Annotated in this window: 20 protein-coding genes; 10 read left to right on the top strand and 10 right to left on the bottom strand. The window is 56.5% G+C overall.

The features are described from left to right. Positions 1 to 738, bottom strand: coding sequence for a siderophore-iron reductase FhuF (gene fhuF, locus EPZ47_RS17675; protein WP_135845989.1), 738 nt, complete (start codon positions 736 to 738; stop codon positions 1 to 3). 202 nt (positions 739 to 940) lie between these two features. On the opposite strand from fhuF, the gene EPZ47_RS17670 reads away from it, so the two are divergent. Then, on the top strand, positions 941 to 1,156 hold the full coding sequence (locus tag EPZ47_RS17670) for an MbtH family protein (RefSeq protein ID WP_135845988.1): 216 nt from the start codon (positions 941 to 943) through the stop codon (positions 1,154 to 1,156). Positions 1,157 to 1,192: 36 nt separating this feature from the next. Further along, positions 1,193 to 2,623: a diaminobutyrate--2-oxoglutarate transaminase gene (locus tag EPZ47_RS17665; RefSeq protein WP_135845987.1), complete on the top strand. Its 1,431-nt coding sequence runs from the start codon at positions 1,193 to 1,195 to the stop codon at positions 2,621 to 2,623. A gap of 135 nt (positions 2,624 to 2,758) precedes the next feature. On the opposite strand, the gene EPZ47_RS17660 is transcribed toward EPZ47_RS17665, so the two are convergent. After that, the gene (locus tag EPZ47_RS17660) at positions 2,759 to 3,049 is read right to left on the bottom strand and encodes a hypothetical protein (protein WP_135845986.1); all 291 of its coding nucleotides are present in this window, start codon (positions 3,047 to 3,049) and stop codon (positions 2,759 to 2,761) included. Positions 3,050 to 3,339: 290 nt separating this feature from the next. Here EPZ47_RS17660 and EPZ47_RS17655 point away from each other — a divergent pair, with 290 nt between their 5' ends. Further along, entirely contained in the window at positions 3,340 to 4,035 is a 696-nt protein-coding gene (locus EPZ47_RS17655; RefSeq protein WP_135845985.1) for a tRNA (adenine(22)-N(1))-methyltransferase, read from the top strand. A 34-nt stretch (positions 4,036 to 4,069) separates the two neighbouring features. On the opposite strand, the gene EPZ47_RS17650 is transcribed toward EPZ47_RS17655, so the two are convergent. Then, positions 4,070 to 4,315: a hypothetical protein gene (locus EPZ47_RS17650; protein ID WP_135845984.1), complete on the bottom strand. Its 246-nt coding sequence runs from the start codon at positions 4,313 to 4,315 to the stop codon at positions 4,070 to 4,072. Between the two features lie 170 nt (positions 4,316 to 4,485). Further along, positions 4,486 to 5,589, bottom strand: coding sequence for a polyamine ABC transporter substrate-binding protein (locus EPZ47_RS17645; protein WP_135845983.1), 1,104 nt, complete (start codon positions 5,587 to 5,589; stop codon positions 4,486 to 4,488). Positions 5,590 to 5,727: 138 nt separating this feature from the next. Between EPZ47_RS17645 and EPZ47_RS17640 the strand changes: the two genes are divergently transcribed. Further along, on the top strand, positions 5,728 to 6,519 hold the full coding sequence (locus EPZ47_RS17640; protein ID WP_135845982.1) for a helix-turn-helix transcriptional regulator: 792 nt from the start codon (positions 5,728 to 5,730) through the stop codon (positions 6,517 to 6,519). A 70-nt stretch (positions 6,520 to 6,589) separates the two neighbouring features. Here the strand turns inward: EPZ47_RS17640 and EPZ47_RS17635 are convergent, their stop codons facing one another. Further along, complete coding sequence (locus tag EPZ47_RS17635) at positions 6,590 to 7,036, bottom strand: cyclophilin-like fold protein (protein ID WP_238346648.1); 447 nt, start codon at positions 7,034 to 7,036, stop codon at positions 6,590 to 6,592. Between the two features lie 76 nt (positions 7,037 to 7,112). After that, positions 7,113 to 8,015 (bottom strand): LysR family transcriptional regulator, encoded by a 903-nt coding sequence (locus EPZ47_RS17630; protein WP_135845981.1) that lies wholly within the window; start codon positions 8,013 to 8,015, stop codon positions 7,113 to 7,115. 158 nt (positions 8,016 to 8,173) lie between these two features. On the opposite strand from EPZ47_RS17630, the gene EPZ47_RS17625 reads away from it, so the two are divergent. The 5 genes from EPZ47_RS17625 (at position 8,174) to EPZ47_RS17605 (ending at position 12,009) form a co-directional block, all read left to right on the top strand. Next, entirely contained in the window at positions 8,174 to 9,202 is a 1,029-nt protein-coding gene (locus EPZ47_RS17625; protein WP_135845980.1) for an alpha/beta hydrolase, read from the top strand. A gap of 158 nt (positions 9,203 to 9,360) precedes the next feature. Continuing rightward, positions 9,361 to 9,900: a kinase inhibitor gene (locus EPZ47_RS17620; RefSeq protein ID WP_135845979.1), complete on the top strand. Its 540-nt coding sequence runs from the start codon at positions 9,361 to 9,363 to the stop codon at positions 9,898 to 9,900. 5 nt (positions 9,901 to 9,905) lie between these two features. Then, the gene (locus EPZ47_RS17615; protein WP_135845978.1) at positions 9,906 to 10,724 is read left to right on the top strand and encodes a helix-turn-helix transcriptional regulator; all 819 of its coding nucleotides are present in this window, start codon (positions 9,906 to 9,908) and stop codon (positions 10,722 to 10,724) included. A gap of 166 nt (positions 10,725 to 10,890) precedes the next feature. After that, a complete protein-coding gene (locus tag EPZ47_RS17610; protein WP_135845977.1) occupies positions 10,891 to 11,739 on the top strand; it encodes an AraC family transcriptional regulator in 849 nt (282 codons plus the stop codon). 54 nt (positions 11,740 to 11,793) lie between these two features. Then, positions 11,794 to 12,009 carry a DUF6434 domain-containing protein gene (locus EPZ47_RS17605; RefSeq protein WP_135845976.1) on the top strand — a complete coding sequence of 72 codons (216 nt, stop codon included), beginning with the start codon at positions 11,794 to 11,796 and terminating at the stop codon, positions 12,007 to 12,009. Positions 12,010 to 12,039: 30 nt separating this feature from the next. Here the strand turns inward: EPZ47_RS17605 and EPZ47_RS17600 are convergent, their stop codons facing one another. Together EPZ47_RS17600 and EPZ47_RS17595 are read right to left on the bottom strand one after the other, a co-directional pair. Next, on the bottom strand, positions 12,040 to 12,528 hold the full coding sequence (locus EPZ47_RS17600; RefSeq protein WP_135845975.1) for a DoxX family protein: 489 nt from the start codon (positions 12,526 to 12,528) through the stop codon (positions 12,040 to 12,042). Between the two features lie 74 nt (positions 12,529 to 12,602). Further along, a complete protein-coding gene (locus EPZ47_RS17595) occupies positions 12,603 to 12,821 on the bottom strand; it encodes a tautomerase family protein (protein WP_135845974.1) in 219 nt (72 codons plus the stop codon). A gap of 260 nt (positions 12,822 to 13,081) precedes the next feature. Between EPZ47_RS17595 and EPZ47_RS17590 the strand changes: the two genes are divergently transcribed. Then, complete coding sequence (locus EPZ47_RS17590) at positions 13,082 to 13,549, top strand: DUF1203 domain-containing protein (protein ID WP_135845973.1); 468 nt, start codon at positions 13,082 to 13,084, stop codon at positions 13,547 to 13,549. A 357-nt stretch (positions 13,550 to 13,906) separates the two neighbouring features. On the opposite strand, the gene EPZ47_RS17580 is transcribed toward EPZ47_RS17590, so the two are convergent. Further along, a complete protein-coding gene (locus tag EPZ47_RS17580; RefSeq protein WP_135845972.1) occupies positions 13,907 to 14,362 on the bottom strand; it encodes a type VI secretion system amidase immunity protein Tai4 in 456 nt (151 codons plus the stop codon). Next, a complete protein-coding gene (locus EPZ47_RS17575; protein WP_135845971.1) occupies positions 14,362 to 14,862 on the bottom strand; it encodes a type VI secretion system amidase effector protein Tae4 in 501 nt (166 codons plus the stop codon). Before EPZ47_RS17575 ends, EPZ47_RS17580 begins: the two co-directional genes overlap by 1 nt. Positions 14,863 to 15,030 lie beyond the last annotated feature (168 nt).

The raw sequence follows: 15,030 nt of genomic DNA, 5'->3' as shown, positions 1-15,030 counted from the left end.
TCAAACGGCCTGCTCCTGCTGTTTGCACTCATCGAGTGGGCAACTGCTGCAATAGCCGACGCCGGGAAGGCGGTAGCGAATGCAGCAGATGCGCCTCAGGCGCTGTGGCTCCTCTTCGCCGATATCGTGGTAATGCACGGGGGCGAATAAAGGATTGCGCCGGCCATTGGGCCGCAGGCGGGTGGTCAGGATTTCTCTGGCCGGCGCGGTGCTGTGCGCGTTGGCCAACGGGTGCAGGTCGAGACGGCTGGTGACGAACTCGAACGTATTGCCGGCATTGCTCCAGAACAACCGGGGCGAGGCCCGGGAAACCTTGACCAGGGTTTCGATGACGGGCTCCAGATGACCTTCGATCAGGGTATGAAATCGCTCGAAGGCCGTGCAGGGGCCCAAGGGGTGGCCGGCATGGGACAAGTGCAACGCCTGCGGCCTGGCGTCATTGCCCAGTTGTATCCCGGTGTCGGCAAGGGCCAGTGGCAGATCGCACTGCTGGAGCAGATTGGCGGCCATCACCGGTGCCAGGAACGTGCTGAAGTACCATTTGGACCACAGCGATACCAGGGCCAGGCGCTCATCGGTTTTGTACCGGGCCTGCAGGTCGTCGACGAATGCACCGAAATACTCGTGCTGGAAGAACCTGTCACCCGGCACGTCTGTACGGGGATGGCTGCGCAGTTGCAGCTTTTCACCATGGTCGGCAAGGGGACCTGTGAACAGCGGGGCAAGGCTGGGAATCATCGACTCATCCGTGGACCGCAGTTGAGAGAGGTTATCGTTCAGAGGGGGTCGAAGTATAAACAGGGCGTTGCCGTCTTGCGACTGTTCATCGTCGACAGGGAAATTTGAGAACCCTGCATAAATTTTAAAAGATTAATGAGAATCGCTACCATTAGTATTGTATCCTGAGATCCTTTCCACCATGCCAGTCAAGGAGCAAGCAATGAGTTTGGACAGCCCGGATACGCGCTTTCTGGTTGTAGTCAATGATCAAGAGCAGTACTCAATCTGGCCGGATTATCGAAGCGTGCCCAACGGCTGGCGCACGCTCGACGTGAAAGGCAGCAAGCAAGAGTGTCTGGACTATATCGAAAAGGTCTGGACCGATATGCGCCCGCTGAGCCTGCGCCAGGCCATGCAGGCACAAGGACAGGGCTGATCGCCCGCGACAGAGTTTTTACCTCAGGGATTCAATATGGAAAGCGTCCAGCCCCGTCTATCATCCAGCGCAACCTTCTCGCTGGAACAGTTTCGCCAGCAAGCTCCGCGTGAACTGAATACCAACCCGTATCTTCAGCGCCAGGCTGCCCGGGAATCGAATGCCCGGTCTTATCCGCGGCGTATTCCGTTGGCGCTGCAAGAGGCCCATGGCCTCTATGTTCGCGATACCCAAGGTCAACTGTTCATGGATTGTCTGGCGGGGGCGGGGACTCTGGCGCTGGGGCATAACCATCCGGTAGCCATCGCGGCCATGCGCCAGACGCTCGATTCCGGCTTGCCTTTGCACACCCTGGATCTTACGACTCCGGTCAAGGATCGCTTCGTCGAAGACCTGTTCAATGCGCTGCCGGAAAACTTTGCCCGTCACGCGCGCATCCAGTTTTGCGGTCCGACCGGTGCCGATGGCATTGAGGCGGCATTGAAGCTGGCCAGGACGGCTACCGGGCGCAAGCCGATTCTGTCGTTCTCTGGTGGCTACCACGGCATGACGCTGGGAACATTGAGCCTGATGGGCAACCTCGGGCCGAAGCAGGCACTGGGTTCGCTGATGGCTGATGTGCAGTTCCTGCCGTACCCCTATGACTACCGTTGTCCGTTCGGCATCGGCGGCGAAGCCGGTATCGATGCCGGCTTGCATTTTATCGAGCAATTACTCAGCGACCCGGAGTCGGGAGTGTTGCCACCCGCAGCTGTAGTGGTTGAAGTCGTGCAAGGCGAGGGTGGGGTGATTCCGGCACCGATCCGGTGGCTCCAGGGCCTGCGTCAATTGACCCGCAAGTTTGGCGTGGCACTGATTATTGATGAAGTACAGACCGGCCTGGGTCGTACGGGCAAATTGTTTGCTTTCGAGCACGCGGATATCGAGCCTGACATCCTCGTACTCTCCAAGGCAATCGGTGGTGGCCTGCCGTTGGCCGTGATGGTGTATCGCGAAGAGTTGGATACCTGGAAACCAGGCGCCCACGCCGGCACATTCCGCGGCAATCAAATGGCGATGGCGGCGGGGGCCGCAACGCTGCGCCATATCATCAGTGAAGACTTGCCGGGGCATGCCGATGTCATGGGGCAACGACTGATGGGGCATCTGCGTGGGTTGCAAAGCGATTACACCTGCCTGGGTCAGGTACGCGGCCGAGGATTGATGGTGGGGGTGGAAATCGTCAGCGATACGCCGAGCGACAAGCGTGTTCCTGCGGCAGATACGGCCTTGGCCCAGGCCATTCAGCGTCAATGCCTGCGCCTGGGTGTCATTCTGGAGCTTGGTGGACGTCATGGCGCCGTTGTGCGATTCCTGCCGCCATTGATCATCCAGCCTGAAGAGGTCGATTTGTTGGTCGAACTCTTCCAGGTTGCCTTGGCGAATGCTCTGGCAGAGGTCAAGGGAAGAACGCTGCACATCGCGTGATGCCGTGGGAGTGGTGCCGTGTGCGCAACGAGCCGAGCCTTTTGTTGCTCGGTTCGTTGCGGGGGTTGATCCGTCGCAGCTTAACGTTCAACTGTCCGGCGCCACCCTCTGAGCCACTGACGAAATTTCATATCACTAAGGCTGCGTCTTGGCACCCGTCGAGACAAAGCTTTCGTAACCGTCTGCACGCGGCGTTTCACGCACCCATAAACGCTCGCTGCGACATTTGAACTTCACACCTTTGCGTGGTGGCATGACCCTGGCCGTCTCCATGCACATTGCTCTGGAAGCAAAGGTTGGCCCCGGCTTCCGTTCTTCCACGCAGCCTTCGACGCCACTGCAGATGGCCATCACCACAAAATAAACCGTCATCATCCTGGGTTGCTCCAATCGAGTGAAGCGATCAATACATCCGTTGTCAGTCATGGCTGGCGGGCCTAAGCGCGTAGCCGTGACTAGGCGAATGATCTGCCTTCATTCAAATCTTCAGCAATGGCAAATTGATGCCGATCGTCGGAAAAATGGCACTTTTACGTTTGTTTTTTACTCTCTCAATGCCGGCGCCATTATGTTGTCGTTTTGGGGCGAAAATGTACGTGATCGGGGTAGAAACCAGGGCACTGATCGCGGGAATTTGAAACCCACGGCGTTGCTCGATAGAGTCGCGCCCCGATCCGGCCAAAGGTGCGGACGTTCGTGGTGAAAAGGAACCGCAGTTGAAGGAACAGACATTGTCCATGCGCCTGGAGCGCGTGGCAGCGCATGTGCCAGCAGGCGCACGCCTGGCCGATATCGGCTCGGATCATGGCTACCTGCCGGTGGCGTTGATGCGCCGGGGGGCCATTGCGGCGGCGGTGGCGGGTGAGGTGGCGTTGACGCCGTTTCGCGCGGCCGAACGCACCGTGGGCGAGAATGGCCTCGACCAGCGGATCACCGTGCGCCTGGCCAATGGCCTGGCGGCGATCCAGCCAGCGGATGGAATTACGGCGATCAGCATCTGCGGCATGGGCGGCGAGACGATCCGTGACATCCTCGATAGCGGCAAGGCGCGCCTGAGCGGCCATGAGCGCCTGATTCTGCAGCCCAACGGCGGCGAGCAGCCACTGCGCCAATGGTTGATGGAAAATGGCTACCGCATCCTCTGCGAAGAAGTGCTGCGGGAAAATCGTTTCTACTACGAGATCATCGTCGCTGAGCGCGCCGCGCAGGTGGGGTATACCGCCGAGCAACTGTACTTCGGCCCATTGCAGATGCAGGCGCGCAGCCCGGTGTTCCTGGCCAAATGGCAGCGTATTCTGCGCGAGAAGCAGCGGACCCTGAGCCACTTCACCCGAGCGCGGCAGGCCGTGCCCGAGGAGAAGGTGCAAGAGATTGCCCGGCAGGCACGGTGGATCACCGAGCTGCTGGCTTGAGGCCAGACTACGAGAGCGTGACAACACGCATGTGTCAGCTCGATTTGTGATTTCCCTTTTCAGCTGGTGCGAGTTCGGGGAATTCAACCAGCAGGGCCTCGTTACCGCTGGCAATGAGTTTCATCACTGCCCGGGTGATGTGTGCACGCACCGCCCCGCCTGAAATGGAATACATGGCCCAGGCTTGGTCGGGTGTGCAATGGCCGATTTGTTCCTCAATCTCCATGTAGGCTTTGTAGTCGTCCGACTCCAAGTGCCACTGGTAATCACCTTGGCTCATGATTCTATCCTTCCCTGGAACCGCTATGACCGCCCCTCAGTCAGTCGGCTGATCGGGGCTGTCCCTGCTCCCTATGTGATGTTCATTGCCCCAAAGCAGTTATCGCAGAAATGCCTCCCTCAGATAAAACAGAGGTGGTAGAGGGAAACAAAGGCGATAACCCAGTCAGATCATGTACCACTCTTAACTTTGGTCCAGACCCGGGTGCGGATTCGCTCCAGTTTCAATGGCAGTGGCTCCAGCGGAACAAGTGTGGCGATGGTCTTTTTGTCTGGATAAATCCAAGGATTGTCGCGCAGTTTTTGCTCGACAAATTCAGTGGCGTCTTTATTGGCGTTAGGGTAGAGGGTGTGGTTTGAAGTCTTGGCAATAACGTCGGGTCGCAACATGTAATTAATGAACGCCATGCCTTCTTTCGGGTGAGGAGCATTCTTTAGCAAAACCAGATTTTCCGACCAGACCAGTGCGCCCTCGCGAGGAAGGCTGTAGGCAATTTTGCGTCCAGTGTTGGCCTTCTCGTTCATGGCCTGCGCAGCAAGCGCACCATTCGCCCATCCGACTACCGCACAAATATTGCCATCGGCCAGGTCGGAGTCGATTCTGGATGAGTCGAAATAGACGACATAGGGGCGGATTTTTAACAGCAGCGCTTGCGCCTTCTGGTAATCATCCGGGTTCTTGCTATTGCTAGGGAGCCCAAGGTAATGCAAGGCAATTGAAATGATCTCGCTGGGAGAATCAAGCATCGCCACGCCACACGACTTGAGTTTGCTGATGTTCTCTTCTTTGAAGATTAAATCCCAGCTATCGACCGGCGCATTATCGCCTAATGCCGCTTTGACTTTATCCACGTCATAGCCAATGCCGGTGGTACCCCATAGATAGGGGACGGCGTAGCGATTACCTGGGTCATTGACCGCAAGCTGGGACAAAATAGCGGGATCGATGTGTGACAAGTTGCTCAGTTGATTGCGATCCAATGGCTGAAGCACTCCGGCCTGGATCAGGCTTGGCAACACATTGGAGGTGGCCACAACCACGTCATAGCCCGTGCGCCCGGCCATTACTTTACTTTGCATGATTTCGGCACTGTCGAATGCATCCATATGGAAGCGGGTGCCGGTTTCCTGCTCAAACTCCTTTGGCGTCTGCGGTGCGATAAAGCCAAACCAGTTGTACAGATACACCCCAGGTTCTACAGCCCCCGCCGATGTGCTTATCCCGGCACAAAGAAGCGACGCTGAAAAAATGGTTCGCAGACGTGATTTGCTCATACAACTATCCTTGTCAAGACGATCGCCCTCATGGCCATCGTAACCCCGGGCAGTGAATATACCGGGCATTGACGAATAGTAAATACCTACGAATACTTATCCCCGCCCGACGAATCCCTAACCCAAAAGGGGTAGAAAATGCCACTCGACCTTCACAGCCTGGCTTGGCATCGATCGATTGGAAAGCTGATCATGCAGTTGAATCGTCCAGAATTCTGGAGCTCACTTGTTCGTACGTTAAATGAATATGTGCAGATCGATAACTGGGTTGTATTGATTTTTAGCAATCAGCAAGTGCAAGTCGTGAGCCTTCCTGAAATGATAGATACGGAAGAGGTCGATGCATTCATTCATCGTTATGTGAAGGGGCTGTATATGCTGGATCCGTTTTATATTGCGGATCGGGAGAATCCACAAAGCGGCTTCTTTCATATGCTGGATATCGCGCCGGAGCACTTTCGTGAGACTGAATATTATCATCAGTATTTCGAGCAATATATTTCGGTGGATGAGGCTCAGTACAATGTCCGGCTTGATGCTGAAAGAACGTTATGCATTTCCTTTGGCAGCAATGTCCATTTTAATCAGGAGCAGATAACAACGCTTGATATGATCAAGCCATGGGTGACTGCATTAATGCAGCAGCGCATGCATTTTGAAGTGGATGTGGAAAAGGATTTTGCCGAGCCAACGCCATGGCCAGAATCGATTGTCTCGCTCGGTGCACAAATAACAGCGCGTGAAAAGGATGTGCTCAAGTTGTTGTTGAGTGGCTTCTCCAATAAAGAAATCGCCGGCAAGCTTTCCCTGTCGGCAGAAACGATAAAAGTTCATCGGCGCAATATCTACACCAAATTGAATATCAAGTCACAATCCGAACTGTTTACTCGTTTTTTTATGCCCCGGCAGGATGTTTTCCCTATAAATTGAAGTTGGCGTATCTGCGATACCCAGGGTGGAGAGCAGATCGAATCGATGCTTTTACTCGTGACCCGGTTGCTCAATCCCTTGAAAAAATAGCCTGGACATCCCCAGGGCCGAGGGTCTTGGGCAGATCGTCAGGAGTATTCACCCGCCCAAGGCGTGTATAGGCATACGACGACTTGAGCGTTGAGTAGAAGACCACCAATGTGTCGTCGCCATACAGCATCAAGTCGCCATTGCGCAGCGTGCCGGGTCTGGTTGCATTGGTCGCCAGTGGGGCAGGCAGGCTGGCGTACTTCTCATTGCCGTTGAGCTCTCTCATGTCCAATCGCAGCGGCAGTTGCCGCACCAGTGCCCGGGCGCTGGGATTATCGTCAAGGGTGATGGAAAAACGCTGATTGCCAACCGTCATCCACATTGCAGGCGCCTCCATTTTTTCATCCGTCGACTGAGAGTGTGCTGTTGCGCAGGTCAGATACGCCAGCAGTCCGAATACCGCCAAATTTGATCGTCGAATGGTCATTCGCAAATGCTCGCCGATGAAGCGCCCACTGACTAGCTGATCAATTCTGAATAGGGTTAGTAGCTTCTCTTATCAATCAAGCTGCAGGGCGCTTAGCCCGTAGCGCATCGACCACCAGAGAAAAGGCCGGAGACGGCTGTCGGCGGCTCGGGTAGTAGAGGTGGTAGCCCGAAAACGCCGGACACCAGTCTTCCAGTACTCGCATCAGCCGCCCCTCGTTCAGGTACGGGGCGAACTCCTCTTCCGGCAGGTAGGCAATACCCACGCCATCGAGGACGGCCTCAGGCACGTGTGTCGAGGTGTTGAACACTAACTGACCGTCAACGCGCACTTTGAGTTTTTTGCCCTTTTGCTCGAACTCCCAGGCATCCACGCCGCCGTAGGTGGGAAAACGAGTATTGATACAACGATGCGCCACCAGATCACGCGGGGTTTTCGGAAGGCCGTGCTCGGTGAAGTATTCGGGCGTGGCCACGACCGCCATGCGCACGTCCGGCCCGATAGGCACGGCGATCATGTCCAGGTCCACGGTTTCTCCAAAGCGCACACCTGCATCGAAGCGATCGGCAACGATGTCGCGAAAACCGTAGTTGATGTCCAGCTCCAGGCGAATGTCCGGGTATTCGCGCAGCAGCGGCAGTAGTCGGGGGAGGAGTGTGGTCTTGACCACGTGATCGCCACAGGTGATGCGCACGGTGCCGGCCGGTTTGTCGCGCAGTTCGGTGAGGGCGTCCAGCTCACATTCGATCTCGTCGAAGCGATGGCCGATCGACTGGAGCAGGCGTTCGCCCGCCGCGGTCAGCGAAACGCTGCGAGTGGTTCGTGTAAGCAGACGGATTTTCAGCCGTGTCTCGAGCCCGGAGACCACTTGGCTGACGGCGGATTGGGTGATCCCCAGGTGCGCTGCTGCACGGGTGAAGCTGCTTTCGCGGGCGACCACGACGAACGCCATGAGGTCGTTGAAGTTGTGCTTGGGCATGCTGCGGTCTCGGTTGACTGATTAGCAGGGGTTATAACCTCTTTAAGTATTCATTAGCTAATCAAAGTCTGCGCAGTGCGCGAAGATGCTCACGGCCCCGAGCCTCGGGGCTTCATGTCAACGGGCGCTGCCCGTCCGCCAACCCCAGGGGAGATCCAGTGAAAAGATTATTCGTGTTGCTTGGACTTCTGATGAGCTCGCTTGCCGCGACAGGAGCCGATATGTCCAACGGTGCTGACAATTTCTACCAGAGCGACAAGCTGACCGTGCAGAAGGTCACGTTTCGCAACCAGTACCAGATGATCGTGGCGGGTAACCTCTACCTGCCCAAGGGCCTCGATAAGCAGCGCAAGCACCCGGCAATTGTCGTCGGCCATCCCATGGGGGCGGTGAAGGAACAGAGCGCTAACCTGTACGCACAGAAACTGGCCGAACAGGGCTTCGTCACGTTGTCCCTGGACCTGTCTTTTTGGGGGGAAAGCGAGGGGGCGATACGCAACGCCGTACTGCCGGACCTGTACGCAGAGGACTTCAGCGCGGCGGTGGACTTTCTTGGCTCCCGGCCTTTCATTGACCAGGAGCGCATCGGTGCCTTGGGTATTTGCGGCAGCGGCAGTTTCGTGATCAGCGCAGCGAAGATCGACCCTCGCATGAAAGCCATCGCCACCGTGAGCATGTACGACATGGGCGCGGTCAATCGTAACGGTCTCAAGCATTCACAGACCCTGGAGCAACGCAAGGCAGCCATCGCTGCCGCCGCGCAGCAGCGCTACGTTGAATTCACCGGCGGCCAGACCGAGTACACCAGCGGCACGGTGCATGAACTCAACGCCGATACCCACCCGATCCAGCGTGAATTCTACGACTTCTACCGTACTCCTCGTGGGGAGTTCACCCCGCAAGGCTATTCGGCGCAGTTGACCACCCACCCGACGTTGACCAGCAATATCAAGTTCATGAACTTCTACCCGTTCAACGACATCGAGACCATCTCGCCGCGCCCGATGCTCTTCATCGCCGGAGAAAACGCCCATTCGCGGGAGTTCAGCGAAGACGCCTACCGCCTGGCCGGGCAGCCCAAGGAGTTGTACATCGTCCCCGGCGCCGGACATGTCGACCTGTATGATCGGGTCAACCTGATTCCCTTTGCCAAGCTGACCCGCTTCTTCCAGGACGGCCTCAAGTAAGCGTGTCAATCAGGCGCCGGCGTTCAGCCGGCGCCTGACCCTTGGTCAACTCAGGTGCAATCGAGCGTTTCGGCACAGTTGTCGAGCATTTCGGCACAGTAGCCACTCTTTGTTCAACCTAGACTCGTGCTTCATTTTTAGCCCCAGATGGAGTCGCGATGAACATCAGATTAATTTTGCCTGCACTCTCAATGCTCGTTTCATTGAGTGGCTACGCTGCTGACTTTTCACTGACCAGCCAGGATATTGCGGACAATCGTCCGCTGACCCGTCGCGAAGTGTTCCAGGGCTTCGGTTGCGAAGGTGGCAACACCTCCCCCGAACTTTCATGGGCGAACGCCCCCGCAGGTACCCGAAGTTACGCGATCACGGTCTACGATCCCGATGCACCGACCGGTAGCGGCTGGTGGCATTGGACGGTCTTTAACCTGCCAGCTTCTCTCCATAGCCTGCCAAGCGGAGCCGGGTCGAGTTTGCCTGCCGGTGCAGTACAAGGGCGGACAGATTATGGTCAGTCAGCGTTTGGCGGTGCTTGTCCTCCAGTAGGGGATAAACCCCATCGCTATCAATTCACCGTATGGGCATTGAAAGTCGATAAGCTACCGCTCGACAGCCAGGCCAGCGGAGCCTTGGTGGGGTATATGCTCAATGCCAACGCCTTGGCCAAAGCGACCATTACTTCAACTTACGGGCGTTAAGAACGATGCACCCTTGTGACGGCATACAGCACCGGCAAAATATTATCGATGCGAGTGTCATACGGTCGCGCCTGCCCGTTACGTTGACAAGGGTGCCGGTGTTCGTGAGCACCTTATGTCGGGTGCGGCAGGGGGAAAAGCTGCTGCAATGGGATGACCGGCAAATGCGTGCAGGGCCGCAACATCTGATTCTGATGCCGGCCGGGCGCGAACTGGGTATCTCCAATATCCCTGGCCCTCACGGACACTACATCGCCGATGCGGTGTCCTTCCCCGTCTCGATATTGCGCAACTTCAGCGCTCGATATAGCCAGCAGATCATGAGCCACAGCGGCGTGTTGAAGACCGAGCTGTGCGTGCGGTTGGACAGACACACAACACAGGCATGGGATCAGTTGTTGGCCGCCATCAACGGGAATGCCCCGGATGCATTACGCACCCTCTACGGGGAAGCGGTCCTTCTGAGCCTGTGCCTTGGCGGCCAGCTCGGGCCGCTGCTGATGGGGCGCGACGATCCGATTTCCGAGCGCGTGCAGCAGTTGGTGATGGGCAGCCCACAGAGTGATTGGACGGTTGCGAGCGTTGCCCAACATCTGAACCTGGGTGAGTCGACCTTGCGTCGTCAACTGGCGAATGAGGGGGACAGTTTCCGCGATATTCTGGAGGGCGTTCGACTGGCGGCAGCGTTGCAATGGCTGCAGACAACTTCTCGTCCCATTGGTGAAATTGCCGGCGCCTGCGGTTACGCCTCGGCCTCACGTTTTGCGGTGCGCTTTCGCTCACACTACGGTCTATCGCCACGTGAGTTGCGGGCAGCGATTTAAGCACTCCCGTGAGTCTTCCCCTTATTGCGGGTGAGTGTCGGCAATCACGTTAGTGTGACACTGAAGTTTTTTACACGCTTCGAGTCGAAAGCAAAAATCACAAGAACGATCAAATACCCAACCTATTCATTTGCTAACGTTGCCCCAGTTTTCAAGGAGCATCGTCATGCGCAACATTGAAAGAGCGCTGTGGTACATCGAACTGGAGCTGGGGTCGAACCTCGATCTGGGGCGTGTTGCGCAGCATTGCAAGCTGTCTTCTTTTGCACTGGCTCGTTTGTTTGCGCTGTCGACGGGTTGGTCGGTGATGCGTTACATCCGCGCGCGGCGTTTGAGCCAGGCAGCTCTCACATTGCGCCGGGGGGCGCCGGATATCCTGCAGGTAGCACTGGATGCCGGCTACGGCTCCCATGAGGCTTTTACGCGTGCTTTCTGCGATCTGTTTGGGCGCACTCCGAAGCAGGTTCGTGAGCACAAGGATGAGAATCTTCCATTGGTGGAGCCTTTACGCATGAAAGAACGCAAACTCATAACACTCTCCGAGCCTCGCTTTGAAACCCGATCCGAGTTTTTCATTGCGGGTCTGGGCGAGCGTTTTACCTTCGACAAGAACGAAGGCATCGTGGGTTTGTGGCAAGCCTTCGCTCCTTACATTGAGCGGATGCCCGATCAGATAAGCACTTGGACCTACGGCCTGTGCTGCAATCCCGCAGAGGATGGCAGTTTCGAGTACATTGCCGGCACTGAGGTGTCCCGCGTCGACGATCTTCCCGCCGTTTTTCGACACTTCAGAGTGCCGCGGAAAAACTATGCCGTGTTTCGACACCTGGGCCATATCTCGACGATCCATCAGACGTTCTTCAGCATTTTCAACCACTGGTTGCCTGAGTCTGAATACGAGCTTGCAGACGCTCCTGAGTTCGAGCAATACAGTGCTGATTTTGAGCCGTCCCAAGGGAAGGGCTACGTAGAGGTGTGGATACCGATTGCAAGAAATCAGGCAGCCGATTCGTAGGATGGGTGTCTGCCATGAATGTATGAGTCACAGCGCTGCGTAAGGAATTTGCCCATGAGTTTCAATTGGCACAGTGACCCGCTCACAAGAGATACGCTGGTTTGTAAAGGCTACAGGAATACACAGAACGTTCGCAGGTTCATGGTGGAACACTGCGGCGTGGACTTTAAATTCGACAGGGATTTCATGGCTTGGGTGCGCAATGACGTTACCAAGACGTTGGGAGATGTTGTCGATGAGTGGTTGCGGCGACATCGTGATATCCACTAACCGCTGGACCAGGAGGGCCATATCCCAGGTTCAGATGTTGAGGCCGCGCGGCCGCAAGCGTGAGTCCAACGAATAGGCTCCGCCTCCGCGAGCGACGATGTACAGGGCAAGAACTCCCATCAGCACAGGAAACTCGATGCCTCGATCTATCCAGGGCCAGGTCGGCCCGAGCGCATAGCTGATTGCAACCATTTCAAGTGTGACGAGCAGCGCTATCAACCTCGTGCCGAGCCCGGTTGCCAGCATGAGCGCACCTGCCGTCTCCAGCAGCATGACCAGGAAGGCGAGTTGCGCAGCGAAAGGTAAGCCCATCACGTTCTGGATGAGGTTGATCGACCCGGCCATTGGGTCGGCCATCGATCCGTGGGAGGTGCGCAGAACCTTCGGCAATCCGTGGGTAAAAAGGATCACGGCGAAGGTGATTCGCAGCAGGGCGTACAGATAAGGTTCGAAGCTGGCGGCCCGTGCGTTCACAGCGGCTAAAGCGGGGCGCAACGATGATGCGTTTTCCGTGGTCATGGAAAGTCCCTGGTAGTCAACGAGCGGTCGTGATCGATGACCGCCAGGATGGGCGTCTCGGGCTTGCGAAGGCGTTATTGTCCCTTGGCTGGCAACCCCATCTTCTCAAGCGTCAGCGTCTCGTCGGCGCGGCCCCAGCCGCCATCTGCCACTTCTTCGACCAGGACCATGGTGAATGGACGAACCTGCTCGCCGAAATACTCGACGAACATCTGCGTGGTGCGATGGATGATCTCTTCTTTGCGGGCGTGGTCCAGGATTCCTTCCGGGAATTTGTAGTTGGCGAATGGCATCGGTTTGCTCCGTGGGTGTGAAACAGATCTGGGAGGGAAGGGCGCAAGCCCATGGAGCGCATTCTTCTTGTTTGGGTTTGTGAGATAAACCCTGCTGGATTGCCATCTGAATTCAATAACAGAGAACAATCAGTGCCGTGGATGGCGGCTCCTTCGAAAAGCCTTGTCCGGGGGGCATTGATTTTTTGGCCGCAAGAATCGGATCGCGAATACAGATCTGGTTATCGCCTTATGGACGCCCACATCAAGAGGCGCCCATCATGGACTTTCGCATCACAGGCCTGGCCCCTGAGTCATTTCGCACACTGTTTGGATTGTCTGCTGAAGAACTCGCGTCAAGAGGGGTAGAGCGTCATCTCGTTGACAGCAAACCAGGCTTTCCTGATCGTATAGAAATGAAAGAAGCAGAGCTTGGGCAAAGCATGCTGCTACTGAACCATGTCAGCCAGCCGGCCAACACACCCTACCGCGCCTGCCATGCGATCTTCATTCGGGAAGGGGCTACTCAAGCTTATGATGCCGTCAACCAGGTGCCCGAGGTGATGCGAACGCGCCTACTGTCGCTTCGAGCTTTTTCCGAGGACGGGATACTGTTGGATGCCGATGTTGTAGATGGGCAAGCGATAGAGCCTGTGATCCACCAGATGCTTGCCAATCCAGAGGTCAGTTACATTCACGTTCACAACGCGAAGCAGGGTTGTTACTCGGGGCGGATAGATCGGGCATAAGCAAGCAGAGCACCGCTTGTAGATGCGGGGTATGCAGCCCCGCGCAAAACTTTGCGGTCGCGCGCCACGTTTGCCTCACCCATGGCTATGAGTCGATGGAACGGGCGCGTCTTATCTCGGTTTCTTGCGTAGGGAGCTTGCCGATCTATCCGTAGCCAAAGCCGTGGCAACGGATTTTTGTGCGCTCTACAACGTCAGTGATGAGCACCGGCAAGCACGGGTTTCAACCGTCACGAAGGCTGTGTACGGTCGGGCACACCTGTTGCTGCGTTATGTGGAATGGAGCGCTGCGAAAGGGCATTGCCGTTTACAGAGCTTATCCGTCCGGCCAGCACCACGGATGGCGGCGCGCAGGGCTCATTCCTTTTTGGGGCGTGGCGGGTTGTCCTGGCGATAGGTGTGCTGGGGGTTGATCACCACTTGCTTGACCTGATTGTCCAATTCCTTGCTGTGGTACAGGTCCAGGCATTTGAGCAACTCAAAGCGCACGCCTGGCCGCTCTGATTCGACCAGGGGGTTGTGATAATCACGGGCCAGAAACTGGTCAATCAGAGGCCTACCGGCTTGGGGGGCTTGCTCCAGATCGAAATAGGTCCAATCCATCAGCGCACTGGCACTGCTTCCGGCGTCCTGGGCCGTTTCAGGTTCGCGCTTGTAGGCGGTAGCGATGCAGTCCGCCAGCACCATATCCTTGTAGTTTTGCGCGTAGGTGCGCTCGCCTGCCTGTGGCGAGCGGATCGGATCATCCTTGGCCCAACTGTTGGAAGGTGCGGCTGCCCAGGCCAGTACCAGGATCGCAGTCAAATACTTCATCAAGGCAAACTCCAGAAGTTCGCCCGGTCGGTCTGATAGTTCACGCCCGGCTCATTGAAATAGCAATGGTCATAGCACATTCTGCCGTCAAACAACGTGGCATGCCCCTGGGCGTCCGACCAGCCAGAAACTTCAAACAAAATCAGCCCCTTCTTGCCTGCCAGGGGGCCGCCATCGGCGGCCGGGTACCTGATCGTCTCGGCTTTTCCCCATTGCTGTTCCAGATAGGCAATCAGGCTTTTGACGCGATAAAAGTACCAGCGCTTGTCAGCGCCGGACACGGTTTCGCCACGTATGTGCGGTATGAGTGAGCCGGAGTAGTTGAGGATATAACTCATGCGCACTGCGCAGGTGTTGACCCACCGTAGGGCCGGATCACGGCTGTTGATGTTCGTTGCAACATTGCCGCCGATGACGGTCGCCACTTTTTCAGACGGATTGACGGTGTCGTAGATCCGTTGAGAGGCGGCCCATGCGCTGGAAAACGAGGGTCGAATCATGTTTCATCCTTGATATCGGGCAGCAGGGAATCGCTGCGGTTAATCCTTCACGCGTGAGGTGACGATAGCCTTGAATGACGGATCAGCAAGGGTGTCGTGCCCAGAAGGTTACGTTTCTCGTATGCTGTAAGGCAAGCCTATTTGCCAGGTATCAGGACTGGTGTATCG

The organism is Pseudomonas viciae, from assembly GCF_004786035.1.
GTDB classification, from domain to species: Bacteria; Pseudomonadota; Gammaproteobacteria; order Pseudomonadales; family Pseudomonadaceae; genus Aquipseudomonas; species Aquipseudomonas viciae.
This window is presented reverse-complemented; position numbering and strand designations above follow the sequence as displayed.

Coding starts and splice junctions, on each gene's coding strand:
- EPZ47_RS17615 (WP_135845978.1), top strand. CDS start 9,906: ATGCACCCTTGTGACGGCATACAGCACCGGCAAAATATTATCGATGCG.
- EPZ47_RS17605 (WP_135845976.1), top strand. CDS start 11,794: ATGAGTTTCAATTGGCACAGTGACCCGCTCACAAGAGATACGCTGGTT.
- EPZ47_RS17600 (WP_135845975.1), bottom strand. CDS start 12,528: ATGACCACGGAAAACGCATCATCGTTGCGCCCCGCTTTAGCCGCTGTG.
- EPZ47_RS17640 (WP_135845982.1), top strand. CDS start 5,728: ATGCCACTCGACCTTCACAGCCTGGCTTGGCATCGATCGATTGGAAAG.
- fhuF (WP_135845989.1), bottom strand. CDS start 738: ATGATTCCCAGCCTTGCCCCGCTGTTCACAGGTCCCCTTGCCGACCAT.
- EPZ47_RS17620 (WP_135845979.1), top strand. CDS start 9,361: ATGAACATCAGATTAATTTTGCCTGCACTCTCAATGCTCGTTTCATTG.
- EPZ47_RS17670 (WP_135845988.1), top strand. CDS start 941: ATGAGTTTGGACAGCCCGGATACGCGCTTTCTGGTTGTAGTCAATGAT.
- EPZ47_RS17610 (WP_135845977.1), top strand. CDS start 10,891: ATGCGCAACATTGAAAGAGCGCTGTGGTACATCGAACTGGAGCTGGGG.
- EPZ47_RS17645 (WP_135845983.1), bottom strand. CDS start 5,589: ATGAGCAAATCACGTCTGCGAACCATTTTTTCAGCGTCGCTTCTTTGT.
- EPZ47_RS17630 (WP_135845981.1), bottom strand. CDS start 8,015: ATGCCCAAGCACAACTTCAACGACCTCATGGCGTTCGTCGTGGTCGCC.
- EPZ47_RS17635 (WP_238346648.1), bottom strand. CDS start 7,036: ATGACCATTCGACGATCAAATTTGGCGGTATTCGGACTGCTGGCGTAT.
- EPZ47_RS17660 (WP_135845986.1), bottom strand. CDS start 3,049: ATGACTGACAACGGATGTATTGATCGCTTCACTCGATTGGAGCAACCC.
- EPZ47_RS17665 (WP_135845987.1), top strand. CDS start 1,193: ATGGAAAGCGTCCAGCCCCGTCTATCATCCAGCGCAACCTTCTCGCTG.
- EPZ47_RS17575 (WP_135845971.1), bottom strand. CDS start 14,862: ATGATTCGACCCTCGTTTTCCAGCGCATGGGCCGCCTCTCAACGGATC.
- EPZ47_RS17590 (WP_135845973.1), top strand. CDS start 13,082: ATGGACTTTCGCATCACAGGCCTGGCCCCTGAGTCATTTCGCACACTG.
- EPZ47_RS17580 (WP_135845972.1), bottom strand. CDS start 14,362: ATGAAGTATTTGACTGCGATCCTGGTACTGGCCTGGGCAGCCGCACCT.
- EPZ47_RS17595 (WP_135845974.1), bottom strand. CDS start 12,821: ATGCCATTCGCCAACTACAAATTCCCGGAAGGAATCCTGGACCACGCC.
- EPZ47_RS17650 (WP_135845984.1), bottom strand. CDS start 4,315: ATGAGCCAAGGTGATTACCAGTGGCACTTGGAGTCGGACGACTACAAA.